We start from the raw sequence: 26222 nt of genomic DNA on the forward strand, positions 1-26222 counted from the left end.
GGCTGCCGGCTGCGCCGTTGCACCCGCGTCGATCGACCAGGGAGTAGCCGGTGAGGGTCAGCAGCAGTCGTACGCGGCACAGAGGCAGGGGAGTCGTGTCCCTGCTGGTCACCGGGGCGGTCGCGGTTGCGGCGGGCGGTACGGTGCTGCTCGCCAACCCCCGGGCCGCGGTCGCGGACCCGATCGAGGACTGCACGACGACCACCGGCGCGATCGTCGCCGTCGACTTCGGCCACTGGGGCGGCGGTGTCGTCCGCGGCTGCGACGCCGACCCCAGCACCGGCATGAACCTGCTGCACAAGGCCGGATTCACCACCGCCGGCACCGAGCACGACGGACCGGCCTTCATCTGCCGCCTGGGCACCGGAAGCTTCAACGGCGGCACCCAGTACCCGACCCCGGCCGAGGAGCCCTGCACCACCACCCCGCAGGCGACGGCGTACTGGTCGTACTGGATCGCCGCTCCGGGCCAACAGACCTGGTCCTACAGCCAGTTCGGCGCCGCGACGCAGAAGCCCAAGCCGGGGGAGGTGGAGGCCTGGGTCTACGGGGGCACCGACATCGGCGGCACCAGCGGGGCGCCGTCCTTCACCCCGGACTCGGTCCGGGCCAGGAACACCGGGCCCTCGCCGTCCGCCTCGCCGTCCGCCTCGCCCACCGCGACGGCGAGTCCGACCGGCCCGGCCCGCACCGGCGACCCCGCCGCCGCGGCCGCCTGGCTGGTCGCCCGCCTGGTCGACGGCGACCACATGGAGAACTGGGCCTTCGAGGGCCCCGACTACCCCCGCACCGCGCAGACCGCGATCGCGCTCGCCGCCGCCGGGACCCAGGACCCGGCGCTGCGCAAGGTCCTCGCCTTCCTCCGGGCCCACACCGACGCCTACCTGTACCCCGACGGCCCGGCCGGCAAGCCCGACTCCGGCGCCGCCGCCCTGCTCGCCCTCGTCGCCGGGAGCACCGAGGGCGACCCCCGGTCCTTCGGCGGCCGGGACCTCCTCGCCGCGCTCACCGACCATGTGTGCGCCGGGCCGGGCGAGAACGGCAAGTGCACCGCCGCCGGGGACTTCCACGGCGCCTCCTCGCCCTGGGCGCAGGCATGGGCGGTCATCGCCCTGCGCCGCGCCGGTGTCACGCCGCCCGCGTCGGCGCTCGCGCGCTTCGCGGTCCTCCAGTGCGCCGACGGCGGCATGGCCGGATCGATGATCGTCGCGGGCGGCTACTGCGAGTCCGACCCCGGCTCCACCAGCCTGGCCGTCCTCGCCCTGCGCGGTGTCGCCGACCAGGAGTCGACGGCGAAGAAGGCCGCCGAGCAACTCGCCGCGAGCCAGCAGGCCGACGGCTCCTACGCCCCCTACGCCGGTGCCCCCGGCGACACCGGCAGCACCGCCCACGCGGCCCAGGCACTGCTGGCCGTCGGCCAGGGCGCCCGGCAGTCCGCCGCCAAGGCGTGGATCGCCGCCCGCCAGGGCGAGGACGGCGGCGTCCGGCCCGACGAGGCGACGCCCGACGCCGACCCGGCCGCCACCGAGCAGGCCGTCCTGGCCCTGACCGGCACCGACCTCGGCACCGTCCGCCACAACCCGGACGGCGCCACCACCCCGCCCGCCGGGCGGACCCCCGACCCGGCCCGGGGCAGCGCCTACCTGACCGACCGCGCGCGCCTGATCGACGGCCACTATTACGAGGCCTTCCCGGCCTTCGCCGACTTCGGCCTCACCATCGACGGCGCCTTCGCCCTCGCCGCCACCGGCACCGACGACACCGCGCTGCGCGGGATCGTCGACTTCCTGGACCGGCAGGGCAAGGACGCCAACGACCGCACCGTCAACGACTGGACCGCGATCGGCACCGAGTACGCCGGCGGCGGCTCCATCGGCAAGGAGGCGCTGCTCGCGGAGGTCGTCGGCCGCGACCCGCGCGCCTTCGGCGGCCACGACCTGATCGCCGCCCTCGCGGCGGTCACCTGCGCCAAGGCCGACGACAGCACCGGCTGCGCGGGCGCCGGCAACTACACCTGGGCCACCTCGGTGTTCTCCCAGGCACTCGGCATCATGGCCCAGCTGCGGGCCGGTGACACGGCGAACGCCGCCGCCCCGATCGCCTACCTGAAGAGCCTCCAGCACGCCGACGGCTCCTGGCCCAGCCTGATCCCCGCCACCGGCGACTCCGACGTGGACAGCACCGCGATGGCCGTCATGGCGCTCGCCCTCGTCCCCGGTGACGAGGCCGCGGCGGCCGTCGACAAGGGCGTGGCCTGGATCGCGGGCCGGCAGCTCGCCGACGGCGGCTTCCCCGGCGCGGCCGGCGACTCGACCAACTCGGCCGCGCTCGCGGTCCAGGGCATGACGCTCCGCCGGTCCGCCCACGGCGCGGGGATCGCCAAGGCGCTGGACTTCCTCGCCGGCCAGCAGAACGACGACGGCGGGTTCAACGTTGCCTCCGAGGGGCAGCGGGGCTCGGACGTGCGGGCGTCCACGCAGGTGCTGGGCGGTGCAACCGGGGTCTCCTTCGGGACGCTGCGGCGGGACCTGGGCGGGACGCCCACGCCTACGCCGACGGCGACCGGGACTGCTACGCCGACGGCTACGGCTACGGCTACGGCGACTGTGACGCCGACTGCTACCGCGACTGCGACGGTGACGCCGACCGCCACGCCGACTCCCACCGCTACACAGACGGCGACGCCGACCGGGACGGGTACGCCGAGCCCGACCGCGACGCCGACGGCTACCGCGACGCCGACCACCTCCGGTTCCCCGACGGCTTCCGCCGCTCCCGTCCTCCCCGGCACGTCCGTCCCTCCGGCCGTCGACGCCCCCGTGGCCGGCGGCATCGACGAGCCCGTCCGCGGTGGCGTCGGCGCACCGGTGGTTGCCGTCCCGGTCCAGGTCGGCAGCGGTTCCGTCCGCGGCGGCGGTCTTGCCAGCACCGGTACCGAGACCTTGGTGCTCACCGGCGCTGCCGGGCTGCTGACCGCCCTCGGCGCGGCGGCCGTGCTCGTCGCCCGGCGCCGTACCGGAACCGCCCCGGGGCGTCACCGGTGAGCCGGCGGTTCGGCCGACTGACCGGGGCCGTCGCACTGACCTTCGCGGTCGCGTTCGGCGGTGTCGGTGCGGCCGCCGGTCCGGCCGCCGCATCGCCCCTGCCGATCGAGGAGTGCACGACCACCTCCGGTGTGGTGCTGGCGGTCGACTTCAGCAAGTGGGGCGGTCCGCTGCTGCGTTCCTGCGGTACCACCCCCACCACCGGGTACGTCCTGCTGAACCAGGGCGGGTGGAAGACCACCGGGACCGGGCACGACGGTCCGGCGTTCATCTGCCGCATCGGCTACAGCGGCTTCCAGGGCGGCAAGCAGTTCCCGACGCCGGACCAGGAGAAGTGCGTCCTGACGCCGCCGGCCACGGCGTACTGGTCGTACTGGCACGCGGATCCCGGTCAGAACGATTGGTCGTACAGCCAATTGGGCGCGATGAGCTATCAGCCGAAGCCGGGCAGTGTCGATCTGTGGATCTTCGGCGGCACCAACATCGAGGGCACCGAGGGCCGTCCCGTCGTCTCGCCCGACACCCTGCGGGCGCACAACACGGCCCCGGGCGGCGGGACGACGCCCGTGACTCCCGAACCGCCCCAGCCGCCCGCAGGTTCGGGTGGCGGTGGCAGTACCGGCGGAGGTGGCGGGGGCAGTACCGGCAGCACCGGCAGCACCGGCAGCACCGGGAGCACCGGCGGGGCGAACGGCGGTTCGTCCGGGACGAGTTCGGCCGGTTCCTCGGGTTCGTCGAGCGGCTCCTCGGGCGGGTCCTCGGGAGGGAACGCGAGCGGGTCCTCGGGCGGTACCGGCGGCGCGTCCTCGGGCTCGGGCTCCGGTTCGTCGAGCTCCTCGGGCGGCAGCACCGCCGGTGGCACGGCCAGCGGCACCGCAGGTACGGGCGGTGCGCCCGCCACGAAGCGCCCGCCCGCGACCGGCGGCACCAGTGGCACGGCCGGCGGCAGGTCCGCCGGCACGGCCGGTGCGCCCGCCACCACCCCGGCGAACCCGCAGGGCGAGGCGCCCGCGCCGACCGCTCCCGAGCCCGAGGTTCCGGCGGCCACCGCCGACCCGACCGGGGACCCCTCGGCCGAACCGGCCCCCGCCGACACCCCGCCCGCCACCGACACCGCCACCGACAGCGCCGTGCCCACCCCCGACGCCAGTACGTCGCAGCCCGCGCACGCCGCCGGCCCCGTGGTGGTGGACGCGGCACCGGCCGCCGACGCCCCGCACGACTCCGGCTCGATGGTCCCGGCCGTGGTCGGTGCCGTCCTGGTCGTGGCGCTCGGCGTGGCCACCGCGCTCACCGCGCGGCGCCGCCGCCGACAGGCCGAGTGATCGGGTGACCACGCTCGACAAGCGCTCCGCCGGCTCCCCGTCCCCCGCCTCCGGGCGGCTCGCGGGGGGCCGGCGCAGTCCGCGGAACCTGCACCCGCTCGCCTGGTGGACCTGGGCGCTGGCCCTGGCGACGGCGGCCAGCCGCACCACCAACCCGCTGCTGCTCCTGCTCGTCCTCGTCGTGCTCGGCTACGTGGTCACCGCCCGTCGCACCGACGCCCCGTGGGCGCGCGGCTTCGGCTACTACCTGGGGCTGGCCCTCACGGTGGTGGCGATCCGGGTGGTCTTCCGCTGCGTCTTCGCGACCGGCATCACCCCGCACGACCACCTGCTGTTCTCGCTCCCGCACATCCCCACCCCCGCCTGGTACGCGGGCATCGAGATCGGCGGCCCGGTCTCCCTGGAGGCCACCCTCTCGGCGGCCTTCGACGGACTGCGGCTGGCCTGTCTGATCTGCTGCATCGGCGCCGCCAACACCCTCGCCAACCCCAAGCGGGCCCTGCGCGTCCTGCCCGCCGCCCTCTACGAGCTCGGTGTCGCCGTGACGGTGTCGCTCAGCGTCGCCCCGCAGCTGGTGCAGAGCGTCCAACGGGTCGCGCGGGCAAGGAGGTTGCGGGCGGGCCGGACCAAGGGCGTCCGCGCGCTGCGCAGCATCGTCGTCCCGGTGCTGGAGGACGCCCTGGAGCGTTCGCTGCACCTGGCCGCCGCGATGGACTCGCGCGGCTACGGGCGGGCGGGGACGGCCACCCGCCGGTCCCGACGGACCACGGGCGCGCTGATGCTGCTCGGCATGTGCGGGCTCTGCGCCGGGGTGTACGGCCTGCTGGACGGAACCGCCCCCGCCGTCCTGGGACTTCCCGCGCTGGTGGCCGGCGCCGTTCTGTGCGCGGCGGGCCTGGCGCTCGGCGGACGCCGGGTGCGGCGCACCAGCTACCGGCCGGACCGCTGGCGGGCCGCCGAGTTCGGGGTGGCCGGCTGCGGTGTCGCCGCCGCCGTGCTGCTCTTCGGGACCGTCGGCTACGACGCTACCGAGCTCAATCCCTCGCTGTATCCGCTGACTTGGCCGAGCCTGCCGCTCGTCCCGGTGCTGGCCCTGCTGCTGGCCGGCGCCGCCGGGGCGATCGCCCCGCCGCCCGGCCGCACTCCCGGGCCGGCCACCCCGCCCAGGCCGCGCCCGGCGGACGGAACACGCCACCGGCGCACCGCCGTCGACCGCGCCACGTCCGACCGCGCCACGTCCGACCGCACCGAGCCCGACCGCACGACCACCGAGGTGAGCAAGTGATCCGATTCGACCGGGTCGGCGTGGTGTACGAGGGCCGCGACGCCCCCGTGCTGCGCGAGGTCGACCTGCACGTTCCGGAGGGCGAACTCTGCCTGGTGGTCGGCCGGACGGGCGTCGGGAAGTCGACCCTGCTCGGCGCCGTGAACGGCCTGGTGCCGCACTTCACCGGCGGCACCCTGCGCGGCCGGGTCACCGTCGACGGCCGCGACACCGCGCACCACCCGCCGCGTGAACTGGCCGATGTGGTCGGGGTGGTGGGGCAGGACCCGCTGGCCGGCTTCGTCACCGACACGGTGGAGGAGGAACTCGCCTACGCGATGGAGCAGTTGGCCGTCCCGCCGGAGGTGATGCGCAAGCGCGTCGAGGAGATCCTCGACCTGCTCGGCCTCGCCGACCTGCGCCACCGCGCGCTGCACGAGCTGTCCGGCGGCCAGCAGCAGCGGGTCGCCATCGGCTCGGTGCTCACCGCCCACCCCCGGGTGCTGGTCCTGGACGAACCGACCTCCGCGCTCGACCCGACGGCCGCCGAGGAGGTGCTCGCCGCGATCACCCGGCTGGTGCACGACCTCGGCGTGACCGTGCTGCTCGCCGAACACCGCCTGGAGCGCGTGGTCCAGTACGCAGACCGGGTGGCCTACCTGCCCGGTGACGGCACCGTCGTGCACGGCCCGCCCGCCGAGGTCTTCCGGGGCACCGCGATCGCGCCGCCGGTCGTCGAGCTCGGCCGGCTGGCCGGCTGGAGCCCGCTGCCGCTCTCCGTCCGGGACGCCCGCCGGGCCGCCGCGCCGCTGCGGGAGACCCTGGCCGCGCGCCCGGCACCGGCGCCGCGCCGCGGCGCCGCCGAGGGCGACACCGTGCTGTTCGCCGAGCGGATCGTGGTCCGGTACGGGCCGGTGACCGCCGTCCGGGAGGTCGGCCTGGAGCTCCGGGCCGGCCAGGTCACGGCCCTGATGGGGCGCAACGGATCGGGCAAGTCCTCGCTGCTGTGGGCCCTCCAGGGCTCCGGGCCCCGCCAGGGCGGCAGCGTGCGGGTGGTCCGCGAGGACGGCAGGCCGCCCAAGGACCCCAAGCGGGTCTCGGCGGCCGAGGCCCGGCGGCTGGTCGGGCTGGTCCCGCAGACCCCGACGGACCTGCTGTACCTGGAGTCGGTGGCCCAGGAGCTGGCCCAGAGCGACCTGGAGTCGGGCCGCGAGCCGGCAGCGGAGGCCGGACCGACCGCGCGCCGGATCCTCGACCGCCTCGCCCCCGGCATCCCGGACGACACCCACCCCCGCGACCTCTCCGAGGGTCAGAAGCTGGCCCTGGTGCTGGCGATCCAACTGGCCGCCGCACCCCGGGTGGTGCTGCTGGACGAGCCCACCCGTGGCCTGGACTACCACGCGAAGGAGGCGCTCACCGGCATCGTGGCCGCCCTCGCGGCCGAGGGGCGCACCGTGGTGGTCTCCACCCACGACGTCGAGTTCGTCGCCTCCGCCGCCGACCGGGTGGTGGTGATGGCCGAGGGCGAGATCGTCGCGGACGGCCGCACGGACGAGGTCATCGTCGCCTCGCCGACCTTCGCCCCGCAGGCCGCCAAGATCCTCGCCCCACTGCCGTACCTGACTGTCCATCAGGTGGCTCAGGCGCTCGAATCCGCGGGGGCCGCCCGGTGACCGCCGTCCGGATCCCCGGCCGGGCCCGGGTGGTCGTGGCGCTCGCCGCCTTCATCGGGCTCGTCGCCTTCACCTGGCCGTTCGTCGTCGCCCCGGGGAAGTTCGGCTCCTCCTACGCCCCGCCGCTGATCTTCGGCGCGCTGATGCTCCTGGTGCTCGCCGTCGTCGTCGCGGAGATCTCGGCGGGCGGCATCGACGCCAAGGCCCTCGCCATGCTCGGCGTCCTCTCCGCCGTGAACGCCGGGCTGCGCCCCCTCGGCGCGGGGACGGCGGGGGTGGAGACGGTGTTCTTCGTGCTCGTCCTGGCCGGCCGGGTCTTCGGCCCGGGCTTCGGTTTCACCCTCGGCTGCACCTCGCTGTTCGCCTCCGCCCTGCTGACCGGCGGCGTCGGCCCCTGGATGCCGTACCAGATGTTCGGCTGCGCGTTCGTCGGCCTGCTCGCCGGGCTGCTGCCGCGCCTGCGGCGGTGCTGGGAGGTGCCGGTGCTGGCCCTCTACGGCGCCTTCTCCGGCTACCTCTTCGGCTTCCTGCTGAACCTCTCCTTCTGGCCGTTCTCGACCGACCCCAACAGCTCCATCGCCTACCTGCCCGGACTGCCGTTCACCGAGCAGTGGCACCGCTACCTGCTCTTCGACGTGGCGACCTCGCTCGGCTGGGACACCGGCCGCGCCGTCACCACCTTCGTGGCCGTCCTGCTGGTCGGCCCCGCCGTCCTGACCGTCTTCCGCCGAGCCGCCCGCCGGGCCAACTTCGAGCCGACCGTGCGTTTCGAGGCCGTGGACGCTCCTCCGGGCAGCACCACCGCGACGGCAGGTGACACGTCATCGCGAGACGTGGGCCTCGATGCCGTCGAGCACGAAGTCGAGGCCCATCCGGAAGGTGCGGTCGGCGTCGAGGTGGGCGGCGTCGCGCACCACCGTGGCCAGCGCGGGGAACCGGCCCGTGGCGAAGGTGCGTTCCAGGTAGGGCCCGAGTGACCGCTGCCACTGCTTCTCGTCCATCCCGGTGGCCCGCTCGGCCCGCCGCTCGGCGATCTCCCGACGCACCGCGCCGATCACGTACGCCTTGACCGCGGCGACCACCGGCATGACGGCGTCCACATGGAGGTCGCCCAGTGCGGCCACCAGGGTCTCCCCGCCGGCCAGCGCCTCCGGCCCGAGCTGGGGTCGGCCGCCCAGCAGATCGGCGAGCCATTCGTGCTCGTGGACGGCGCTCCGAGTGGCTTCGGCATGGGACCGGAGCACCTCCCGCCAGTGGTCGCCGACCGGCCGGATCCCGGCGTGCACGGCGTCGACCATCAGGTCGAGCAGCTCCTCCTTGCTCGCGATGTAGCCGTACAGCCGCATCGGACGGACGTCCAGTTCGGTGGCGACCTTGCGCAGCGACACCGCGTCCAGGCCGTCCGCGTCGGCGAGCCCGATCGCCGTCCGCACGATCCGGTCCCGGCTCAGCGGGGCCGGCACGGGTCGATCCGGCGGCTCCGGCCGCTCCCACACCAACATGCCGCTCACCATACAACGCATCGGGCGATACAGTGTATCGACCAGTACGGTGTATTGAGACGCGTCGAGGTGCACCGAGGTGCCTCCGAGGTGCCTCGACGGTGTCTCGAAGACGTTTCGGAGGGGGAGGCAGAAATGACCATCGCCATCGTCGGAGCCGGCCTCGGCGGCCTGGCGCTCGCCCGGGTGCTGCACGTGAACGGCATCGACTGCGTCGTCCATGAACGCGAATCGTCACGCCACGCGCGCGGCCAGGGCGGCATGCTCGACATCCACTCCGGCCAGCGGGCGCTGCGCGAGGCCGGTCTGATCGACGAGTTCTTCGCGATCGCCCGCGGCGAGGGCCAGGACATGCGCCTGCTGGAGCCGGACGGCACCCTGCTGCTCCAGGAGGACACGCCCGACGACGCCCCGCTCGCGCGGCCCGAGGTCGACCGCGCCGACCTGCGCGACCTGCTGCTGGACTCCCTCCCCGAGGGCACGGTGCGCTGGGGGCGGGCGTTCGAATCCGCCGACAGCGGCCTGCTGCGCTTCGCCGACGGCGGCAGCGCGACGTACGACCTGCTGGTCGGCGCGGACGGCGCGAACTCCCGGGTCCGCGCGCTGCTCACCGACGTCCGCCCGGCGCACACCGGCCACAACATGGTCGAGGTCGGCATCCCCGACATCGACCGGACCCACCCCGACCTCGCGGCCATGGTCGGGCGCGGCACCTACTGGGTGCTCGGCGACGGAGTGTCGCTGGCGGCGCAGCGCAACGGCGACGGCCGGGTCCGCATCGGCCTCGGCTTCTACGACACCGCCGAGGACTGGTTCGCCACCAGCGGGATCCCGTTCGACGACCCGGCCGCCGCCCGGGCGCGGCTGATCGACCTGCTCCCCGGCTGGGACCCGCGCTTCACCGCGCTGATCGCGGCCTGCGACGACACCGTCGTGCCGAGGTCGATCACCACCCTCCCGGTCGGCCTGACCTGGCCGTCGACGCCGGGCGTCACGCTGGTCGGCGATGCCGCGCACCTGATGTCGCCGGTGGGACAGGGAGCCAACATGGCGCTGCTCGACGGCGCCCTGCTGGGTCTCGCGCTCGCCGCACACCCGGACGACTTCCCGGCCGCCGTGGCGGAGTACGAACGCGAGATGTTCGAACGCACCGCCGCTGCCGCCCGGATGTCCACGGAGATCCAGGCGATGCTGCGGGCACCGGACGCCGCCCGGAAGATGCTCGCGTTCTTCCAGCCCGACTGACAGCGGCCGAGTGCGGCGGCGCGCGCCCCCCGGCCGACGCGGCCCCGAGGTGCCCGCCGGTCCCGATCCGTGGACACCGCGGTGGAATCCATCGCCCCGACCGGCGGTTTGCCTCTAGGCTGACCCTGTAGCTGGTTCGTCCTGCCCGCCAGGCAGGACGTCGTAAGAGGGAACCCGGTGACGCCTTTCGACTGGCCAGTCCGGGACTGCCCCGCAGCGGTGAGTGGGAACGACCGCCGTCATACGCACTGGGTCCGAGCCGGGCCCGGGAAGCGACGGCCAGTAGGTGTCCGCCCTCGACGAGGGCGAGCGTGCCCGCGAGTCCGAAGACCTGCCCGCTGCCCGTCCGCGGAGGATCCGCGGGCGGCTGTCCGATGACCTCGAGGGCGGGTCGGCGACCACAGCAGGCGGTTCAGGCACGTCCGTTCGCGGCGGCCACCGTCCGGCTCGTCGTCCCTTCGCGCCCTCGTCCCGTCAGCGGGCACTTGAGGAGCAAGACTCGCGAAGGAGAGTCCCTTGACAGCGAAGTCCGCAGCCGCGGCCACCCGGGCGACCGTGCACGGCTACCCCCGCCAGGGCCGGAACCGGGAGCTCAAGAAGGCGATCGAGGGCTACTGGAAGGGCAACGTCACCGCCGACGCCCTCCGGGCCGCCGCCACCGAGCTGCGCCGGGAGAACTGGCGGCAGCTCGCCGACGCCGGTGTGCTCGAAGTCCCCACCGGCGACTTCTCGTTGTACGACCACGTGCTGGACACCACCGTCGCCGTCGGCGCGATCCCGGCCCGCCACCGGGCCGCCGTCGACGCCGACCCGCTCGGCGGGTACTTCGCCATGGCGCGCGGCACCCAGGACGTCGCGCCACTGGAGATGACCAAGTGGTTCGACACCAACTACCACTACCTGGTCCCCGAGTTGGGGCCCGACACGGTCTTCGTCGCGAACCCGGCCAAGGCGGTCGGCGAACTCGCCGAGGCGATCGCGCTCGGCCACGGGGCCCGGCCGGTGCTGGTCGGCCCGGTCACCTACCTGCTGCTCGCCAAGCCCGCCCCCGGCGTGGCGGCGGACTTCGAGCCGGTCACCCTGCTCGACCGGCTGCTGCCGGTCTACGCGGAGCTGCTCGCCGCCCTGAAGGCCGCCGGCGCCGACTGGGTGCAGTTGGACGAGCCCGCGCTCGTCCAGGACCGCACCCCGGCCGAACTGAACACCGCCGCCCGCGCCTACCGCGAGCTCGGCGCCCTCACCGACCGGCCGAAGCTGCTGGTCGCGAGCTACTTCGACCGCCTCGGCGAGGCCCTGCCGGTGCTCGCGAAGGCACCCGTCGAGGGCCTGGCGCTGGACTTCACCGGCCCCGCCGCCGCCAACCTCGACGACCTCGCCGCCGTGGGCGGCCTGCCGGGCAAGCGGCTGGTCGCGGGCGTCGTCGACGGGCGCAACATCTGGATCAACGACCTGGAGAAGTCGCTCGCGACCCTGGCGACCCTGCTCGGCCTCGCCGACCGGGTCGACGTCGCACCGTCCTGCTCCCTGCTGCACGTGCCGATCGACGCCGCCCTGGAGCGCGACGTCGACCCGCAGATCGCCCGCTGGCTCGCCTTCGCCCGGCAGAAGGCCACCGAGGTCGCCCTGCTCGCCCGCGCACTGCGCGAGGGCACCGGCGCGATCACCGCCGACCTCGCCGCCAACCGCGCCGACCTGGCCTCCCGGGCCGGCTCGCCGATCACCCGCGACCCGGCCGTGCGCGCCCGCACCGCCGCCGTCACCGCCGAGGACGCCCGCCGCCCGCAGGCCTACCCGCAGCGCGCCGAGGCCCAGCGCGCCCGCCTCGGCCTGCCGCTGCTGCCGACCACCACCATCGGCTCCTTCCCGCAGACCACCGAACTGCGCGTCGCCCGCGCCGATCTGACGGCCGGTCGGATCGACGCCGCCGCGTACCGGGAGCGGATGGAGGCCGAGGTCCGCGAGGTGATCGCCTACCAGGAGAAGGCCGGCCTGGACGTCCTGGTGCACGGCGAGCCCGAGCGCAACGACATGGTCCAGTACTTCGCCGAGCAGCTCACCGGTTACCTCGCCACCCGGCACGGCTGGGTGCAGTCCTACGGCACCCGCTACGTCCGCCCGCCGGTCCTCGCCGGCGACATCTCCCGCCCGCACCCGATGACCGTCGACTGGTTCCGCTTCGCCCAGGACCTCACAGACCGCCCCGTCAAGGGCATGCTCACCGGCCCCGTCACCATGCTCGCCTGGTCCTTCGTCCGCGACGACCAGCCGCTCGGCGACACCGCCCGCCAGGTCGCCCTCGCCCTGCGCGACGAGGTCACCGACCTGGAGGCCGCCGGCGCCGCCGTCGTCCAGGTCGACGAACCCGCCCTGCGCGAGACCCTGCCGCTGCGCGCCGCCGACCGTCCGGCGTACCTGGACTGGGCCACCGAGTCCTTCCGGCTGGCCACCTCGGGCGTGCGGGCCGACACCCAGGTGCACACCCACATGTGCTACGCCGAGTTCGGTGCGATCATGACCGCGATCGAGGAGCTCGACGCGGACGTGATCTCGCTGGAGGCCACCCGCTCCCACATGCAGGTCGCCGGTGAACTGGCCGCCGCCGGGTACCCGCGCGAGGTCGGACCGGGCGTCTGGGACATCCACTCCCCGCGCGTGCCCAGCACCGAGGAGGCCCTCGCCCTGCTCCGGGCGGGCCTGGCCGCGATCCCGGCCGAGCGGCTCTGGGTCAACCCCGACTGCGGACTGAAGACCCGCGGCTGGGCGGAGACCCGCGCCTCGCTGGACAGCCTGGTCGGCGCCGCCCGCCGCCTGCGCGAGGAACTCGCGGGCTGACACCCGGTCTGCTCCGTCCCGCCCCGGTCGTCGCAGGCCGGGGCGGGGCGGGTCGGACCGGTCGGCGCGCGGTCAGTCCTCGGTGCGGCGCAGCAGATAGGTGTCCATGATCCACCCCTTGCGCTCGCGCGCCTCGCCGCGCAGCCGCGCGATCTCCGGCGCCGCCTCGCCGAGCGGACCGGAGACCAGGATCTCGTCCTCCCCGCCCAGGTAGGCGCCGTAGTGGATGTGCACGCCCTCGGGGTCGATCCGGCCGAAGGCGGCCTGCCCGTCGAGCATCACCACCGTGTCCTCGGCGCCCGGCGGGAAGCCCTCGGCGGCCAGCCGGCGCGCGGTGGTGATCCGCACCGGGCGGCCGACCCGGGTCAGGGTGGTGCGGTGCCGGGCGGCGAGCACCGAGACGCTGCTGATGCCCGGCACCACCTCGTAGTCGAACGCGCCGGGGTCGGCGGCCAGCACCTCGTCCAGCACGGCGGTCACACTGTCGTACAGGCTGGGGTCGCCCCACACCAGCAGCGCGCCGGTGCCGTCCGGGCCCAGTTCCTCCGCCACCAGCCGGCCGACCAGCTCGGCCCGGCGGCGGCGCCAGTCCTGGACCGCCTCGGTGTAGGCCGGAGTGGTCCGGTCGCGCTCGGCGTCCGGCACCTCGACCACCCGGTGACCGGGGCGGGCGTGCTCCTCGATCATCCGCCGGCGCAGCCGCATGAGGTCCTGGCGCTGCTCGTTCTTGTCGAGGAGGAGGAAGACGTCGGTGCGGGCGATGGCCTTGACCGCCTGCAGGGTGAGGTGGTCCGGGTCGCCCGCACCGATGCCGATGACGTTGATGTGCCGCATGCCCACGATTCTGCCCGGTCGGGAGGGGTGCGGGGTAACGGGAGCCCGGGCCCGTCCGGCTGGAGCCCGGGACCGTCGGACGGCGACCGGGACCGTCAGGCGGAGACCGGCACCGGCCGCTGCTCCGGCCCGTCGTAGCGGGCGAGCGGGCGGATCAGTGCGTTGTGGGCGAGCTGTTCGGAGATGTGGGCCGTCCAGCCGGTGATCCGGCTCATCACAAAGATCGGTGTGAACACCGGGGTGTCGAAGCCCATCAGGTGGTAGGCCAGGCCCGCCGGGTAGTCCAGGTTGGGGTGGATGCCCCGGCGTTCCAGCATCGCCTCCCGCAGCGCGGTGTGCAGCGCCGCCAGCCGCGCGGCCCGCGGGTCGGTACTCCGGGCGACCAGGTCGTCCAGGGCCGCCTGCATGATCGGGACGCGGGAGTCGCCGTGCTTGTAGACGCGGTGGCCGAAGCCCATGATCTTCCGCCGGTCGGCGAGCGCCCGGTCCAGCCAGTCCGCGGCCCGGGCCGGGTCGCCGATCTCTTCCAGCATGTGCATCACCGCCTCGTTGGCGCCGCCGTGCAGCGGCCCCTTGAGCGCGCCGATCGCGGCGGTGACGGCGCTGTAGAGATCGGAGAGGGTGGAGGTGACGACGCGGGCGGTGAAGGTGGAGGCGTTGAAGCTGTGCTCGGCGTACAGCACCAGCGAGATCTCGAAGCAGCGGACCACCTCGGGCGCGGGCACCGCCCCGAAGCACATGTGGAAGAAGTTCTCGGCGTACCCCAGCTCCGGGTCCGGGGCGATCGGGTCCAGCCCGCGTCGGCGGCGCCGGTCGGTGGCGACCACGGTGGGCAGCCTCGCCAGGAGGGTGAGGGACTTGGCGAGGCCGGGGGCCGGGCGGCCGTCGTCCTCGGTCTGGTCCTCGGCGCCGAAGAAGCTGACGGCGGTGCGCAGCACGTCCATCGGGTGGCAGGTCTCCGGGAGCCGGGCCAGCAGCTCCGCGGTGGTGCGGTCCAGCGGTCGCAGCGCGCGCTCCCGGGCCCGGAACCCCTGCAACTGCGCCGCGTCCGGCAGCTCGCCGTACTGGAGCAGGTGGGCGACCTCCTCGAAGGAGCGCTGGGCGGCCAACTCCTGTACGGGGTAGCCGCGGTAGGTGAGCGAGTTGGTCTCCTGGACGACGGTGGAGATCCCGGTGGTGTCGGCGACGACACCGGCGAGGCCGCGGTGGACCTCGGGTGCGGTGGTGGACATGGGGGCGGTCCCTCCGGTGCGTCAGGTGCCGGGCGGCAGGGTGAAGTCGAAGACGGCCGAGTCGAAGGCCGAGTACTCCTGGTAGCCCAGGAGTTCGTACAGCCGGGAGCGGGTCTGCATCCGGGGCAGCAGGGCGGACTGGGTGCCCTCGGCGGCGAGGGTGCGCAGCCCGTCCTCGGCCGCGCCCATGGCGAGGCGCAGCAGGGTGACGGGGTAGAGCGCGATGTCGTACCCGAGGTCCTGGAGGGTCCGGGCGTCCAGCAGCGGCCCCTTGCCGAACTCGGTCATATTGGCGAGCAGGGGGACGTCGACGGCCTTGCGGAAGGCCGCGAACTCGGCCTCGTCGGCGAGCGCCTCGGGGAAGACCGCGTCCGCGCCCGCGTCCACATAGGCCTTCGCCCGGTCGATCGCCGCCGCCAGGCCCTCGACGGCGCGGGCGTCGGTGCGGGCCATGAGGAGGAAGTCCGGGTCGCGGCGGGCGTCCACGGCGGCCCTGATCCGGCGGACCATCTCCGTGCGGGTGGTGACGGTCTTGCCGTCGAGGTGGCCGCAGCGCTTGGGGTTGACCTGGTCCTCCAGGTGCAGGCCGGCCACCCCGGCGTCCTCCATGAGCTGCACGGTGCGGGCGGCGTTCATCGGCTCGCCGAAGCCGGTGTCGGCGTCGGCCAGTACCGGCAGGTCGGTGGCCCGGGTGGTCTGGCGGGCGCGGTCGGCGACCTCGGTGGCGGTGGTGAGGCCGATGTCGGGCAGGCCGAGGTCGGCGGCGAGCACGGCCCCGGACAGGTAGGCGGCCTCGAAGCCGAGGTCCTGGATCAGCCGGGCGGAGAGCGGGTTGAACGCGCCCGGCACGGTCAGCAGCCGTCCGGTGGCGAGCCGTTCGCGCAGGGCGCGGCGGCGCTGCGAGGCGGTGGTGCGGGTGTGCAGCATGTGGGTGTGCAGCATCAGAACAGGCCCTCCGGCAGGGTCTCGTCGAACTCCCGGACGGCCTGGGTGTCGACGGCCGGGAACAGCTCGTCGAGGTCGGTGGCCCGCAGCTCGGCGAGGCCGTCGGCGGCGGCCAGGAAGCGGTCCTGGTCGGCGGCCGTGACGACCCCCTCGGCCAGGGTGCGGAACTTCCGCTCGTACGCGGGCCGGTCGAAGGGCCGGGCGCCGTTGGGGTGGGCGTCGGCGAGGGCGAGTTCGTCCTCGACCACCGTGCCGTCGTCCAGGGTGACCACCACCCGGCCGCCGAAGGCCCGGCGCTTCGGGTCGGGGTCGTGGTAGCGCGCCGTCCACTCCGGGTCCTCGACGGTGGTGATCCGCCGCCACAGCGCGACGGTCTCCGGACGCGCGGCCCGCTCGGGCGTGTAGGAGTGTTCGTGGTGCCAGCCGCCGTCCTCCAGGGCTACGGCCAGGATGTACGGGATCGAGTGGTCGAGGGTCTCCCGGCTGGCGGTGGGGTCGTACTTCTGCGGGTCGTTCGCGCCGGAGCCGATCACCTGGTGGGTGTGGTGGCTGGTGTGCAGGACCACGGAGCGGACCTGCCCCAGCGGCCCGGTCTTCTCGCGCAGCCGCCGGGCCAGGTCGATGATCGCCTGGGCCTGGTACTCGGCGGAGTGCTCCTTGGTGTAGGTGTCCAGGATCGCCCGGCGCGGCTCGTCGGCTTCCGGCAACCGCACCGTGTAGTCCGACCGGGGTCCGTCGAGCATCCAGGCCAGGAAACCGTCCTCGCCCTCGTAGATCGGGGAGGGGCTGGTCCCGCCGCGCATGGCCCGGTCCACCGCCTCGATCGCCGCCTTGCCGGCGAAGGCGGGGGCGAAGGCCTTCCAACTGGAGATCTCGCCCTTGCGGGACTGCCGGGTGGCGGTCGTGGTGTGCACCGCCTGCTGGACGGCCTGGTAGGTGACCTCGGTCGGCAGCCGCAGCAGGGTGCCGATCCCGCAGGCGGTGGCCGCGCTCAGATGGGCCACGTGGTCGATCCGGTGCTCGTGCAGACAGATGCCCCTGACCAGCGCGACATGCACCTCGTACGCGGCGACGATGCCGCGCAGCAGGTCGCCGCCGGTGCGGCCGGTGTGCTGGGCGACGGCGAGCAGCGGCGGGATGTTGTCGCCCGGGTGGGAGTAGTCGGCGGCGAGGTAGGTGTCGTGGAAGTCCAGCTCGCGCACGGCCGTCCCGTTGGCCCAGGCCGCCCACTCGGGCGCGACCCGCACCAGGCTGCCGAACACCCGGGCGCCCGGCGCGGCGTGGTGGGCGCGGGCGTGCGCCTGGGCGCGGGCCACCGCCACCGGACGGCGCAGCAGCGAGGCCGTGGCCACGGCGGCGTTGTCGATCACCCGGTTGACGGCCATCGCGGCACTCTCGGGGTCCAGCTCCTCGGTGCCGGCGGCGACGGCGGCGAGCCGCCAGGCGAGCTGCTCCTCGCGCGGCAGCCGGTCGGCACTGGGGTGGACGCGGACGTGGTACTCGATCACGGGGGCTCCTCGCGGGCTTCGGCGGAACGGGCGCACCACGAGCCTTTCCCACGACGGCGCCCGTGGCGAGGAAGCCACACTGCGGAATCGGGCCACGTCGGGGCGGTGAAACTGCGAATTCTGCGGATCCGGCCGACGGGCGGCAGTGGTACTTTTCGCAAGCCGGGCGAGGAAGCCGCCCGTTCCGCCGTTCCGCAGTTCTGCCGTTCCGCCGTTCCGCAATGAGGAGTACCACCGGTCCCATGACACGCCCGGCCGCCCGGAAGATCTACGCACACGCCAAGCTCCGCCGACTGCGCCGCGCCCACGGCCTCAACCAGGTCGAGCTGGCCCGCGAACTCGGCATCTCCACCAGCTACCTCAACCAGATCGAGCACAGCCAGCGCCCGCTGACCGCGCCCGTGCTGCTGCGGATCGCCGAAGTCCTCGGCGTCGAACCGGAGTTCTTCTCCGACACCGACGAGGAGCGCCTCGCCACCGACCTGCGCACCGCCCTCGCCGACGAGGCCTGCGGCGGCGCAGTCCCGCCCGAGCAGGTCACCGAGGTCAGCCGCGACCACCCCGAGGTGGCCCGCGCCCTGGTCGCCCTGCACCGCCGCTACCGGGAGGCCGTCGAACACGTCACCGGCCCCGCAGTCACCGGGCCGGCCGTCACCCGCCCGGCCGCCGAACCCCACGACGAGGTAAGGGATTTCTTCTACACCCACCACAACCACATCGACCCCCTCGACCGGGCCGCCGAGACCCTGGCCGGCACGCTCGACGCGCCGCCCGGCGGCCGGTCGGCACCCGCCCTCGCCGCACTGCTGGCCGACCGGCACGGCGTCCGGGTGGCGGAGACCGACCACCGGGACACGGCCGACCTGCGCCGCTACGACCCCGCCACCGGCGTACTGCGGCTCTCGCCCTGGCTCACCGACGGCCAACGGGCCTTCCAACTCGCCACCCAGCTGGCCCTGCTGGAGCAGTGTGAGCTGCTGGACGACCTGGTCGCCGAGGCCGGCCTCACCTCCCCGCAGGCCGAGTCGCTGGCCCGGATCGGCCTCGCCAACTACTTCGCCGGGGCCGTGCTGATGCCCTACACCGCCGTGCACGCGGCCGCCGAGGACCTGCGCTACGACATCGAACTGCTCCAGGCCCGGTTCGGCGTCGGCTTCGAGACCGTCTGCCACCGGCTGAGCACCCTCCAGCGCACCGGTCGCCGAGGCGTCCCGTTCTCCTTCCTGCGCGCCGACCGCGCGGGCAACATCTCCAAACGCCAGTCCGCCACCGGCTTCCACTTCTCCCGCCTGGGCGGGACCTGCCTGCTCTGGACCGTATACGAAGCCTTCTCCGCACCCGGCCGCATCCTCACCCAGGTCGCCGAAATGCCCGATGGCAAGCGCTACTTCTGGATCGCCCGAACGGTCACCCACGGCGGCCACGGCCAACGCGCCGCCCGCGCCGAGTTCGCCGTCGCCCTCGGCTGCGAACTCCGCCACGCCCACCGCCTGGTCTACGCCGAAGGCACCGCCCTCGACGACCCCCGCGCCGCCACCCCCATCGGCCTCGGCTGCCGCATCTGCGAACGCACCGACTGCGCCCAACGCGCCCGCCCCCCGGCCACCAACCCCCTCACGGTGGACCCCAACCACCGCACCCGCATCCCGTACCCGGTCCTGGCGGACCAGTCGTGACGGCACCCCGGTGGATCAGACCCAGTAGTCCTCGCCCTCGCGCCGCACCCGGGACAGGCTCGCTGTGATCGGCGGGTTGCAGGCCCGGTGCTCGGTGATCCAGTCAGTGAGGGCGGTTCTCATGCCCACGTACCTGCCGTAGCCGTAGTCGCCACAGACCAGGCAGTATCCGCCCGTCCCCGACTCCGCCTCCGGCGGTTCGGGCGACGAGATGGTGCGGTCGGTCATGACTCCTCCTCGGGGACGGTGCGGCAGGCGGGATGTGCGCGGACTGCCCAGCCGAGGCTGGGCAGTTCCGGGGCCCGGACGTGACCGTCCGGATCGAGGTCGCCACCCCCGTCGCCGCAGCCGATGCAGGCCGCACCGTCCTTCTGTGTGCGGGTGAACGGTGTCGATGCAGGGCGCACGGGGGCGATCCCTCCTGCCAGTAGGCCGATGGCTACGGTCGGCGACACAGGTAATCGTCGTCCGCCGAGCGGACCTCCTGAAGGTCCTGAAGAGGACTCTTTGAGGACTGAGGCAGGACTTGAGTGCCGAATGCGCACACGATCAGACCTTCAAGAGGTCCTGCCACCCGTATGGTTGAGTCATCATCGGGACCCGTGGAGGACCAAGTGCCCAACCTCGCGTTGAAGGCCGCCAGGCAAGCGACCGGCTACCCGAGCCAGCAAGCCCTCGCAGATGCGCTGAGCAGATCAGCACGCCAGCTCGGCCTGACCATCGTCGTGAGTGTCCGTCAGGTCCGGCGCTGGGAGTCCGACTCCCCGCCCTGGCCGCAGGAGGACTATCAGCGTCTCCTCACCCACGTCCTCCGCCAGCCCGTCGAGGACCTGGGATTCCGCCCGCCCTGGGACAAGGCCGCCGGCCCGGCACCCGCTCCGACCGCGGCGCCCGCCACCCCTGCGGTTTCGCCGGCGCCGACCGTTCTGCGCGGCGCCCTGCCCCGGCCCGCCAGTCGCGCAGGATCTCAGCCCGCCACGATCGGCGCTGACTTCGGGACGGTGGTGGAGGCCCACCGCCGTCTCTACCTGTCCGTCGCCCCGGCGCTCCTCCACCGCGCTGTCGCTGAGCACGCCAACCTCGGGACCGCCCTTCTCGGCGAGACGTCCGGTGTCCCTCGCCGCATTCTCGCCTCGGCCCTCGCCGAGTCGCTCCTGCTGCTGGCAAGGATCGAGTTCTTCGACCTGCGGCAGCCGGATGCCGCCGATGCGACGCTCGTACGCGCACTGCAGGCCGCGGGCGAGGCCGATGACAGCCTGCTCGGCGCGGCGGTCCTCGCGCACTCCGCCTTCGTGCCGGGCTGGGCCGGCCGCCTTCCGGCGGCCCGCGAGCGGATGCGGGCTGCCCGGACCTACGCCCGACGGGTGCCTGCCGTCGCAGCCGAGGTGCTCGCCTGGTTCGATGCGGTCGAGGCCGAGTGCCTCACCCGCTGCGGCGATCAGCGCGGCGCGCTGGGCCTCCTGCGCCACGCCGAGGACGTGCTGGCAATTGGAGGCGGCGACGCACTGCCACCGGACTGGTTCACCTGGTTCTCGCCGGTTCGGCTGCGCGCTTTCCGAGGCAATGCCGAACTCGCGGCGGGATTGATTCCACAGGCGCGGACCACGCTTGGGCAGGTGCTCGCCGAACTGCCCGAGACCGACGGCAAGCAGCGTATCGTCGTGCTCGGTGACCTGGCCGCCCTGGAAGCCGCGACCCGCGACCCCGAGGCGGCCTGCGCACTCCTGGAGCAAGCGCTGGACCAGCTCGCTGTCACCTGGTACGCGACCGGCATGGACCGGGTGCGCGATGCCCGCCGGGCGCTCGCGCCGTGGGAGGGCTCGGACGCCGTCCGGCGGGTCGACGACCGTCTCTACTCGTGGAGTGCGACGCTCAGTTCCCTGCAGCGTTAGCCGTCGCGATCAGTTCCGGCAGGTCCAGGAGCGAGTCGATCCGGAAGGTGGCCTGCGCGGTCGCCGGGTCGTGCTGCTGGATCCAGCCCCAGGGCCCGCGGCGGATCAACGCCGTCCGCATCCCGGCGGCCCGGGCCGGCAGCACGTCGTTGTCGAGTCGGTCGCCGACGTAGAGGATCTCTCCCGGCTCGGCGGGGACGCCCTCGGCGACCTTGCCGAAGAAGGCTGGGTCCGGCTTCGACGCGTCCCAGTCGTCGGAGGTGCCGATCAGATCGACGTCGTCGGCGAAGAGTTCGCGGAGGATCCTGCCCGCTCGAACGGTCTGGTTGCCGGCGATCGTCAGGTGCAGCCCGGCCGCGCGGAGTTCGGCGAAGGCGGGGCGGACGTCCGGGTACAGGTCCCCCTCGCCGAAGGTCTCCGGCGCGCCGGCTTCCGCGCGGCGCTCGCGTTCGGCGTACAGGTCGAATCCGGGCCGGAACACCTGGAACGTGTCCCGGTAGTCACGACCTTGGGCGATGACCGCGCCGAGCTGGGCGACGAACGTGTGCCTCGGCACACCCAGCCAGTCGGCCCAGGTGCCGTACTCCCGGGTCTCGTCGACCAGGCACTCCCCGACGTCGAACACCACAGCCTTGATCGTCATACCGGCAGCCTAACGGGCTGACGGGGATCGATCGGCGTCGCCCTGCTCAGCGCGCATGAGAGGGTCGGGCCGTCGACTCGTACGTGCGTGAGGAGTGCCCGGTGGCGGGAGCGGAGTGGCCGGTCCACGGTCGGCGGCAGGTCTACGGGTCGTCCTGGGTCGAGCTGTGGCTCGACGAGGTCGACACCCCCGGGACCGGGCGGATCGAGCACCACGTCGTCCGGATGCCCCGGGCATCCACCACGGCCGTCGTCACCGACGACGACGGCCGCTTCCTGCTCATCCACCGGCACCGCTTCATCACCGGCCGCTGGGGCTGGGAGGTCCCGGCCGGCTGGGCGGACCCGGGGGAGGAGCCCGCCGGGGCGATCACCCGCGAGGTCGAGGAGGAGACCGGCTGGCGGCCCGGTCGCGTCGAGCTTCTGACCGAGTACGACGCCATGTCCGGCATCAGCGACGCCCACTTCCGGGCGTACCACGTCACCGACTGCACCCGGATCGGCGAGCCCCAGGACATCTCCGAGGCGGCCCGGGTGGAGTGGCTGCCGGAGGCCGAGGTGGTCCGGCTCCTGGTCACGGGCGGGATCCCGGACGGCCCCTCGCACGCGGCACTCTCCTACTACCTCGGCCCGCACCGCCTCGCCGGTGCGGGCCGCTGACCGGCGGCGTTCCTACCGCCCGCCGAGGAGCAGCTCGGTCAGCCCGGTGAGTGAGGACACCGTCCAATCGGCCTCCGGAGCCGTCGTGGTGAGGCCGATCGGGCCGCGGCGCAGGTGGGCCGGTCGGGTTTGCGGATCGGCGGGCAACTGCCGGACGATAAAGGACCGGTGGGGCCGCACCGGTGCGGCCCCACCGTGGTTCTGACCATGGAGGATCCGATGACGGACTGCGTGAACTGCCACGCCGCACCCGCTGCGATCGAGGACATCGGCGCGGAGCCGCCGCGTCGCTGGTGCCTGGGTTGTGCCACGGCTCTGGTGCGTGCCGGTGACCCGGTGCTCGACTACCGACCGCTCGGCGCCGACGGGGACGTGTACGCGCGGGTGCTCGCCGCCGGGAGTACTGAGACCCTGCCGTTCTGCTGAGCGCGCCTCCGGAGCGAAGGGCAATTGATCACAGGTCGGACACATCGCCTGCACACCCCCGCGTCCTCTCACTACGCTCCCCGCACAAGCAATCGCCTACCTGGGGACCTCATGCGCCGCACTCGCCTCACCGTTGTCGTCACCGGCCTCGCCATCGCCGGACTCACCGCCTGCGAGTCGGTGGAGGCCACCAGCAGCGGCGGCCGGACGACGGCGCCCCCGGTGGCAACCGTCCCTCCGGCGGTGACTGCTCCTCCTGCGGTGACCGCTCCGCCGGTGGTGAGCACTCCGCCGGTGGCGGCTGCGCCGTCCGTCCCGGCCGTGGTGACCGCCCCTCCGGCGGTGACGCCTTCGCCGGCGCCCCCGGCCGCGGCGCCGCCCGCCGCGGCCGGGGCCGGGACGACGTCCGGCACGCTCCCCGCCTTCGTCGGCATGGGGTTGCAGTCCGCCCAGGACGCCGCGCAGAAGGCGGGCTTCTACCTGCTCACCAGCCACGACGCGCTCGGTCGCTCCCGAAGCCAGATCATCGACCGGAACTGGAAGGTCTGCACCCAGACCCCGGCGCCCGGCCGGCGGGACACCAGCACGCAGATCGACATGGGAGCGGTGAAGCTGGAGGAGCAGTGCCCCACCCAGGACCAGGGTGCGGGCGGACCCACGAAGGCCGGTGCCACGATGCCGGACTTCAAGGGCAAGGCGGTGTCGGTGGTGTACGACTCCCTGGACAGGGCGACATCGATCAGCCCGAAGGACGCCACGGCACAGAACCGGATCATCATCGTGCAGTCGAACTGGCAGGTCTGCGCCCAGGATCCGGCGCCCGGTACCACCCTGAACGGGCAGCCGGTGACGGTCAGGGCCGTCAAGTTCGGCGAAGCCTGCCCCTGACGCGGCACCGGGCCGCTCGGCGCCCCCTCGCTCAGGCCGGCCGGTGGGGGTGGAAGCCCCGGCCGGACTTGCGGCCGAGGAGGCCCGCTTCGACCATGCGGGTGAGCAGTGGTGGGGGTGCGTAGAGCGGTTCCTTGTACTCCTCGTACATCGACTTCGCGATGGCCTGGACGGTGTCGAGGCCGATGAGGTCGGCGAGTTGGAGCGGGCCCATGGGGTGGGCGCAGCCGTGGACCATGCCGGTGTCGATGTCCTGGGCGGTGGCGTGGCCGGCTTCGGCGAGGCGGATCGAGGAGAGGAGGTAGGGGATCAGGAGGGCGTTGACGACGAAGCCGGCGCGGTCGCGGGAGCGGATGACGTGCTTGCCGAGCACCTCCTCGGCGAAGGTGTGCACGCGGTTGAGGACGGTCGGGTCGGTGTGCAGGGAGGAGACGAGTTCGACCAGGGGCATGACCGGGGCGGGGTTGAAGAAGTGCAGGCCGAGCACGTTGGCCGCCCGGTCGGTGGCGATGCCGAGGCGGGTGACGGGGATGGCGGAGGTGTTGGTGGCGAGGACGGCGTCGTCGTCGGCGAGCACCTTGTCCAGGGCGCCGAGGACGTCGGTCTTGACGCGTTCGTCCTCGACGACGGCCTCGACCACGAGTTGGCGGTCGGCGAGGGCTTCGAGGTCGTCGGCGAACAGCAGGTGCGCCCAGGCGTCGGTGCGCTGCTGATCGCTGATCCGGCCGCGGTCGACGGCGCGGTGCAGGGACCGGTCGATGCGGGCGCGGGCGGCGCGCAGGGCGGCGGAGCCGTGTTCGCAGACGATGGTGTCCAGGCCGGCGCGGGCGAAGACCTCGGCGATGCCAGCGCCCATCTGTCCGGCGCCGACGACGGCGACCCGTCGGATGTCGTTCATGGCGAGCCTTTCCGGGGGCGGTGTCACAGGGCCGGTGCGGTGGTGCGGACGAGGTGGCGGGCGTACGCCTCGGTGGTGAGGAAGGCGGGCAGGTCGGCGCCGAGGGCGGTGTCGACGAGGATCCGGGTCGCGTCGTCCAGCAGCGCCGGGTCGGCGCCCTCGGCGAGCAGGGTGGCCCGTTCCCGGTCGATCAGCCGTCGGACGAGGTCCGGGGTGGCGAGCGAGCCGCCGGTGAGCCGGGTGCAGTGGTGCTGCCACTGCCAGAGCTGGCAGCGGGCGATCTCGGCGGTGGCGACGTCCTCCATCAGGCCGAACACGGCGACCGCGCCGGTGCCGCCGAGCCAGGCGGTGAGGTAGCGCAGGGCGACGGCGACGTTGGCGCGCAGGCCCTGTTCGGTGGGCAGGCCGACGGAGAGCCGGTGGACGCCGAGCAGGTCCGCGGCGGTCACCTCGACGTCCTCGCGGCCGCGGTCGAGCTGGTGCGGCCGGTCGCCGAGGACGGCGTCGAAGGCGGTGCGGCAGGTGCCGACCAGTCCCGGGTGCGCCACCCAGGAGCCGTCGAAGCCGTCCCCGGCCTCGCGTTCCTTGTCGGCGCGGACCCGGGTGAGGGCGGCCTCGTTGGCGTCCGGGTCGCGTTGCGGGATCGCCGCGGCCATGCCGCCGATGGCGTGGGCGCCGCGCCGGTGGCAGGTGCGCACCAGCAGGTCGGTGTAGGCGCGCATGAACGGCTGGGTCATGGTGAGGGAGGCGCGGTCCGGCAGGACGAACCTCGGCCCGTGCTGGGCGAAGTTCTTGATCAGGCTGAACAGGTAGTCCCAGCGGCCCGCGTTGAGGCCGGCGGCGTGCTCGCGCAGCTCGTGGAGGATCTCGTCCATCTCGAAGGCGGCGGTGACGGTCTCGATCAGCACGGTGGCGCGGATCGTGCCGTGCGGGATGCCCAACTCGGCCTGGGCGACGGTGAACACGTCGTTCCAGAGCCGCGCTTCGAGGTGGTTCTCCAGCTTGGGGAGGTAGAAGTAGGGGCCGGAGCCGGCCTCGATCTGCGGCCGTCCGCAGTGGAACAGATAGAGGCCGAAGTCGACCAGCGCAGCGATCGCCGGCCGGCCGTCGATCAGCAGGTGGTGCTCGTCGAGGTGCCAGCCGCGCGGGCGGACGACGATGGTGGCGGGGTCGTTCCCGACGAAGTAGCGCTTGCCGCCGGCGGTGGTGTCGTCGATCCGGCGCTCGATCGCGTCGATCAGGTTGAGCTGGCCGGAGACGAGGTTGTGCCAGGTGGGGGAGGTGGCATCCTCGAAGTCGGCGAGCCACACCTTGGCGCCGGAGTTGAGGGCGTTGACGGCCATCCGGCGCTCCGGGGGGCCGGTGATCTCCACCCGGCGGTCGTGCAGGCCCGGTCCGGCCCCGGCCACCCGCCAGCCGTCGTCCTCCCGGACGGCGCGGGTTTCGGGCAGGAAGTCCAGGGTGCCGCCGGCGGCGAGGGCGTCGGCCCGGCGCCGCCGCTCGGCGAGCAGTGCGGTGCGGCGGGCCGCGAAGGGGAGGTGCAGGCGGGCGACGAAGGCGAGGGCCTCGGGGGTGAGGACCTCCTCGAAGCGGTCCTCGGGGGCGCCGAGGACCTCGATGCGGGTGGGCAGGCTCATCCGGTTCTCCTGGAGGCGGGTCGGGGGCCGCCCGGGCCCCGTCCCTCAACGGGGTCCCCGGGCGGCGCGGCGGAAGGCGGCTCGTCCCCGACGAGCCCG

The 26222-nt window shown here is 73.9% G+C and carries 20 protein-coding genes, 2 pseudogenes and 1 riboswitch; of the genes and pseudogenes, 12 read left to right on the plus strand and 10 right to left on the minus strand.

Annotation, left to right across the window (positions count from 1 at the left end; all coding sequences use genetic code 11):
* Nucleotides 1-95 precede the first annotated feature (95 nt).
* From BI06_RS55010 to BI06_RS01775, 5 genes and pseudogenes are all read left to right on the plus strand, one after another.
* Nucleotides 96-3044 carry a prenyltransferase/squalene oxidase repeat-containing protein gene (locus tag BI06_RS55010; RefSeq protein WP_051740109.1) on the plus strand — a complete coding sequence of 983 codons (2949 nt, stop codon included), beginning with the start codon at nucleotides 96-98 and terminating at the stop codon, nucleotides 3042-3044.
* Between the two features lie 17 nt (nucleotides 3045-3061).
* Nucleotides 3062-3598: pseudogene (locus BI06_RS01760) on the plus strand (hypothetical protein); the annotation flags it as partial.
* A 775-nt stretch (nucleotides 3599-4373) separates the two neighbouring features.
* Nucleotides 4374-5654: a CbiQ family ECF transporter T component gene (locus BI06_RS01765; RefSeq protein ID WP_082558198.1), complete on the plus strand. Its 1281-nt coding sequence runs from the start codon at nucleotides 4374-4376 to the stop codon at nucleotides 5652-5654.
* Nucleotides 5651-7306, plus strand: coding sequence for an ABC transporter ATP-binding protein (locus BI06_RS01770; protein ID WP_043464344.1), 1656 nt, complete (start codon nucleotides 5651-5653; stop codon nucleotides 7304-7306). The genes BI06_RS01765 and BI06_RS01770 overlap by 4 nt, the downstream gene beginning before the upstream one ends.
* Nucleotides 7285-8283, plus strand: a complete 999-nt coding sequence (locus BI06_RS01775) for an ECF transporter S component (RefSeq protein ID WP_369826036.1) — start codon at nucleotides 7285-7287, stop codon at nucleotides 8281-8283. The genes BI06_RS01770 and BI06_RS01775 overlap by 22 nt, the downstream gene beginning before the upstream one ends.
* On the opposite strand, the pseudogene BI06_RS01780 reads toward BI06_RS01775, so the two are convergent.
* Nucleotides 8200-9030, minus strand: a pseudogene (locus BI06_RS01780) (TetR/AcrR family transcriptional regulator); the annotation flags it as partial. The gene BI06_RS01775 and the pseudogene BI06_RS01780 overlap by 84 nt on opposite strands.
* Between BI06_RS01780 and BI06_RS01785 the strand changes: the two are divergent.
* Together BI06_RS01785 and metE are read left to right on the plus strand one after the other, a co-directional pair.
* On the plus strand, nucleotides 8944-10053 hold the full coding sequence (locus tag BI06_RS01785) for an NAD(P)/FAD-dependent oxidoreductase (protein WP_043464345.1): 1110 nt from the start codon (nucleotides 8944-8946) through the stop codon (nucleotides 10051-10053). The pseudogene BI06_RS01780 and the gene BI06_RS01785 sit on opposite strands and share 87 nt — an antisense overlap.
* A gap of 115 nt (nucleotides 10054-10168) precedes the next feature.
* A riboswitch (cobalamin riboswitch) is annotated at nucleotides 10169-10407 on the plus strand.
* Nucleotides 10408-10569: 162 nt separating this feature from the next.
* Nucleotides 10570-12885 (plus strand): 5-methyltetrahydropteroyltriglutamate--homocysteine S-methyltransferase, encoded by a 2316-nt coding sequence (gene metE, locus BI06_RS01790; RefSeq protein ID WP_043464346.1) that lies wholly within the window; start codon nucleotides 10570-10572, stop codon nucleotides 12883-12885.
* A gap of 72 nt (nucleotides 12886-12957) precedes the next feature.
* Here metE and cobF read toward each other — a convergent pair whose 3' ends face one another.
* The 4 genes from cobF to BI06_RS01810 all read right to left on the minus strand — a co-directional run bounded on the left by cobF (nucleotide 12958) and on the right by BI06_RS01810 (nucleotide 17404).
* Entirely contained in the window at nucleotides 12958-13719 is a 762-nt protein-coding gene (gene cobF / locus BI06_RS01795; RefSeq protein WP_030394021.1) for a precorrin-6A synthase (deacetylating), read from the minus strand.
* A 95-nt stretch (nucleotides 13720-13814) separates the two neighbouring features.
* Entirely contained in the window at nucleotides 13815-14951 is a 1137-nt protein-coding gene (locus BI06_RS01800) for a bifunctional 2-methylcitrate synthase/citrate synthase (protein ID WP_043464347.1), read from the minus strand.
* Between the two features lie 21 nt (nucleotides 14952-14972).
* Entirely contained in the window at nucleotides 14973-15878 is a 906-nt protein-coding gene (gene prpB, locus BI06_RS01805; protein WP_043464519.1) for a methylisocitrate lyase, read from the minus strand.
* A gap of 14 nt (nucleotides 15879-15892) precedes the next feature.
* Nucleotides 15893-17404, minus strand: coding sequence for an MmgE/PrpD family protein (locus BI06_RS01810; RefSeq protein WP_043464350.1), 1512 nt, complete (start codon nucleotides 17402-17404; stop codon nucleotides 15893-15895).
* Between the two features lie 242 nt (nucleotides 17405-17646).
* On the opposite strand from BI06_RS01810, the gene BI06_RS01815 reads away from it, so the two are divergent.
* Nucleotides 17647-19080: a short-chain fatty acyl-CoA regulator family protein gene (locus BI06_RS01815; RefSeq protein WP_043464353.1), complete on the plus strand. Its 1434-nt coding sequence runs from the start codon at nucleotides 17647-17649 to the stop codon at nucleotides 19078-19080.
* Nucleotides 19081-19095: 15 nt separating this feature from the next.
* On the opposite strand, the gene BI06_RS01820 is transcribed toward BI06_RS01815, so the two are convergent.
* Nucleotides 19096-19308, minus strand: a complete 213-nt coding sequence (locus tag BI06_RS01820) for a hypothetical protein (RefSeq protein WP_043464357.1) — start codon at nucleotides 19306-19308, stop codon at nucleotides 19096-19098.
* A gap of 350 nt (nucleotides 19309-19658) precedes the next feature.
* Between BI06_RS01820 and BI06_RS01825 the strand changes: the two genes are divergently transcribed.
* Nucleotides 19659-20972 (plus strand): hypothetical protein, encoded by a 1314-nt coding sequence (locus tag BI06_RS01825; RefSeq protein ID WP_051740110.1) that lies wholly within the window; start codon nucleotides 19659-19661, stop codon nucleotides 20970-20972.
* Here BI06_RS01825 and BI06_RS01830 read toward each other — a convergent pair.
* Nucleotides 20953-21615: an HAD family hydrolase gene (locus BI06_RS01830; RefSeq protein ID WP_043464363.1), complete on the minus strand. Its 663-nt coding sequence runs from the start codon at nucleotides 21613-21615 to the stop codon at nucleotides 20953-20955. The genes BI06_RS01825 and BI06_RS01830 overlap by 20 nt on opposite strands.
* A gap of 101 nt (nucleotides 21616-21716) precedes the next feature.
* On the opposite strand from BI06_RS01830, the gene BI06_RS01835 reads away from it, so the two are divergent.
* Complete coding sequence (locus BI06_RS01835) at nucleotides 21717-22274, plus strand: NUDIX hydrolase (RefSeq protein WP_043464366.1); 558 nt, start codon at nucleotides 21717-21719, stop codon at nucleotides 22272-22274.
* Nucleotides 22275-22286: 12 nt separating this feature from the next.
* On the opposite strand, the gene BI06_RS54600 is transcribed toward BI06_RS01835, so the two are convergent.
* Complete coding sequence (locus BI06_RS54600; RefSeq protein WP_255360175.1) at nucleotides 22287-22421, minus strand: hypothetical protein; 135 nt, start codon at nucleotides 22419-22421, stop codon at nucleotides 22287-22289.
* 72 nt (nucleotides 22422-22493) lie between these two features.
* Between BI06_RS54600 and BI06_RS01840 the strand changes: the two genes are divergently transcribed.
* Together BI06_RS01840 and BI06_RS53070 are read left to right on the plus strand one after the other, a co-directional pair.
* A complete protein-coding gene (locus BI06_RS01840; protein WP_055731102.1) occupies nucleotides 22494-22700 on the plus strand; it encodes a hypothetical protein in 207 nt (68 codons plus the stop codon).
* Nucleotides 22701-22811: 111 nt separating this feature from the next.
* Nucleotides 22812-23588 carry a hypothetical protein gene (locus BI06_RS53070; RefSeq protein WP_233289977.1) on the plus strand — a complete coding sequence of 259 codons (777 nt, stop codon included), beginning with the start codon at nucleotides 22812-22814 and terminating at the stop codon, nucleotides 23586-23588.
* Between the two features lie 31 nt (nucleotides 23589-23619).
* Here the strand turns inward: BI06_RS53070 and BI06_RS01850 are convergent, their stop codons facing one another.
* Both BI06_RS01850 and aceB read right to left on the minus strand, forming a co-directional pair.
* The gene (locus BI06_RS01850; RefSeq protein ID WP_043464373.1) at nucleotides 23620-24486 is read right to left on the minus strand and encodes a 3-hydroxybutyryl-CoA dehydrogenase; all 867 of its coding nucleotides are present in this window, start codon (nucleotides 24484-24486) and stop codon (nucleotides 23620-23622) included.
* Nucleotides 24487-24509: 23 nt separating this feature from the next.
* The gene (gene aceB, locus BI06_RS01855) at nucleotides 24510-26123 is read right to left on the minus strand and encodes a malate synthase A (RefSeq protein WP_043464378.1); all 1614 of its coding nucleotides are present in this window, start codon (nucleotides 26121-26123) and stop codon (nucleotides 24510-24512) included.
* Nucleotides 26124-26222 lie beyond the last annotated feature (99 nt).

Source organism: Kitasatospora sp. MBT66, assembly GCF_000710405.2.
In the GTDB taxonomy this organism is placed as follows: Bacteria; Actinomycetota; Actinomycetes; order Streptomycetales; family Streptomycetaceae; genus Kitasatospora; species Kitasatospora purpeofusca.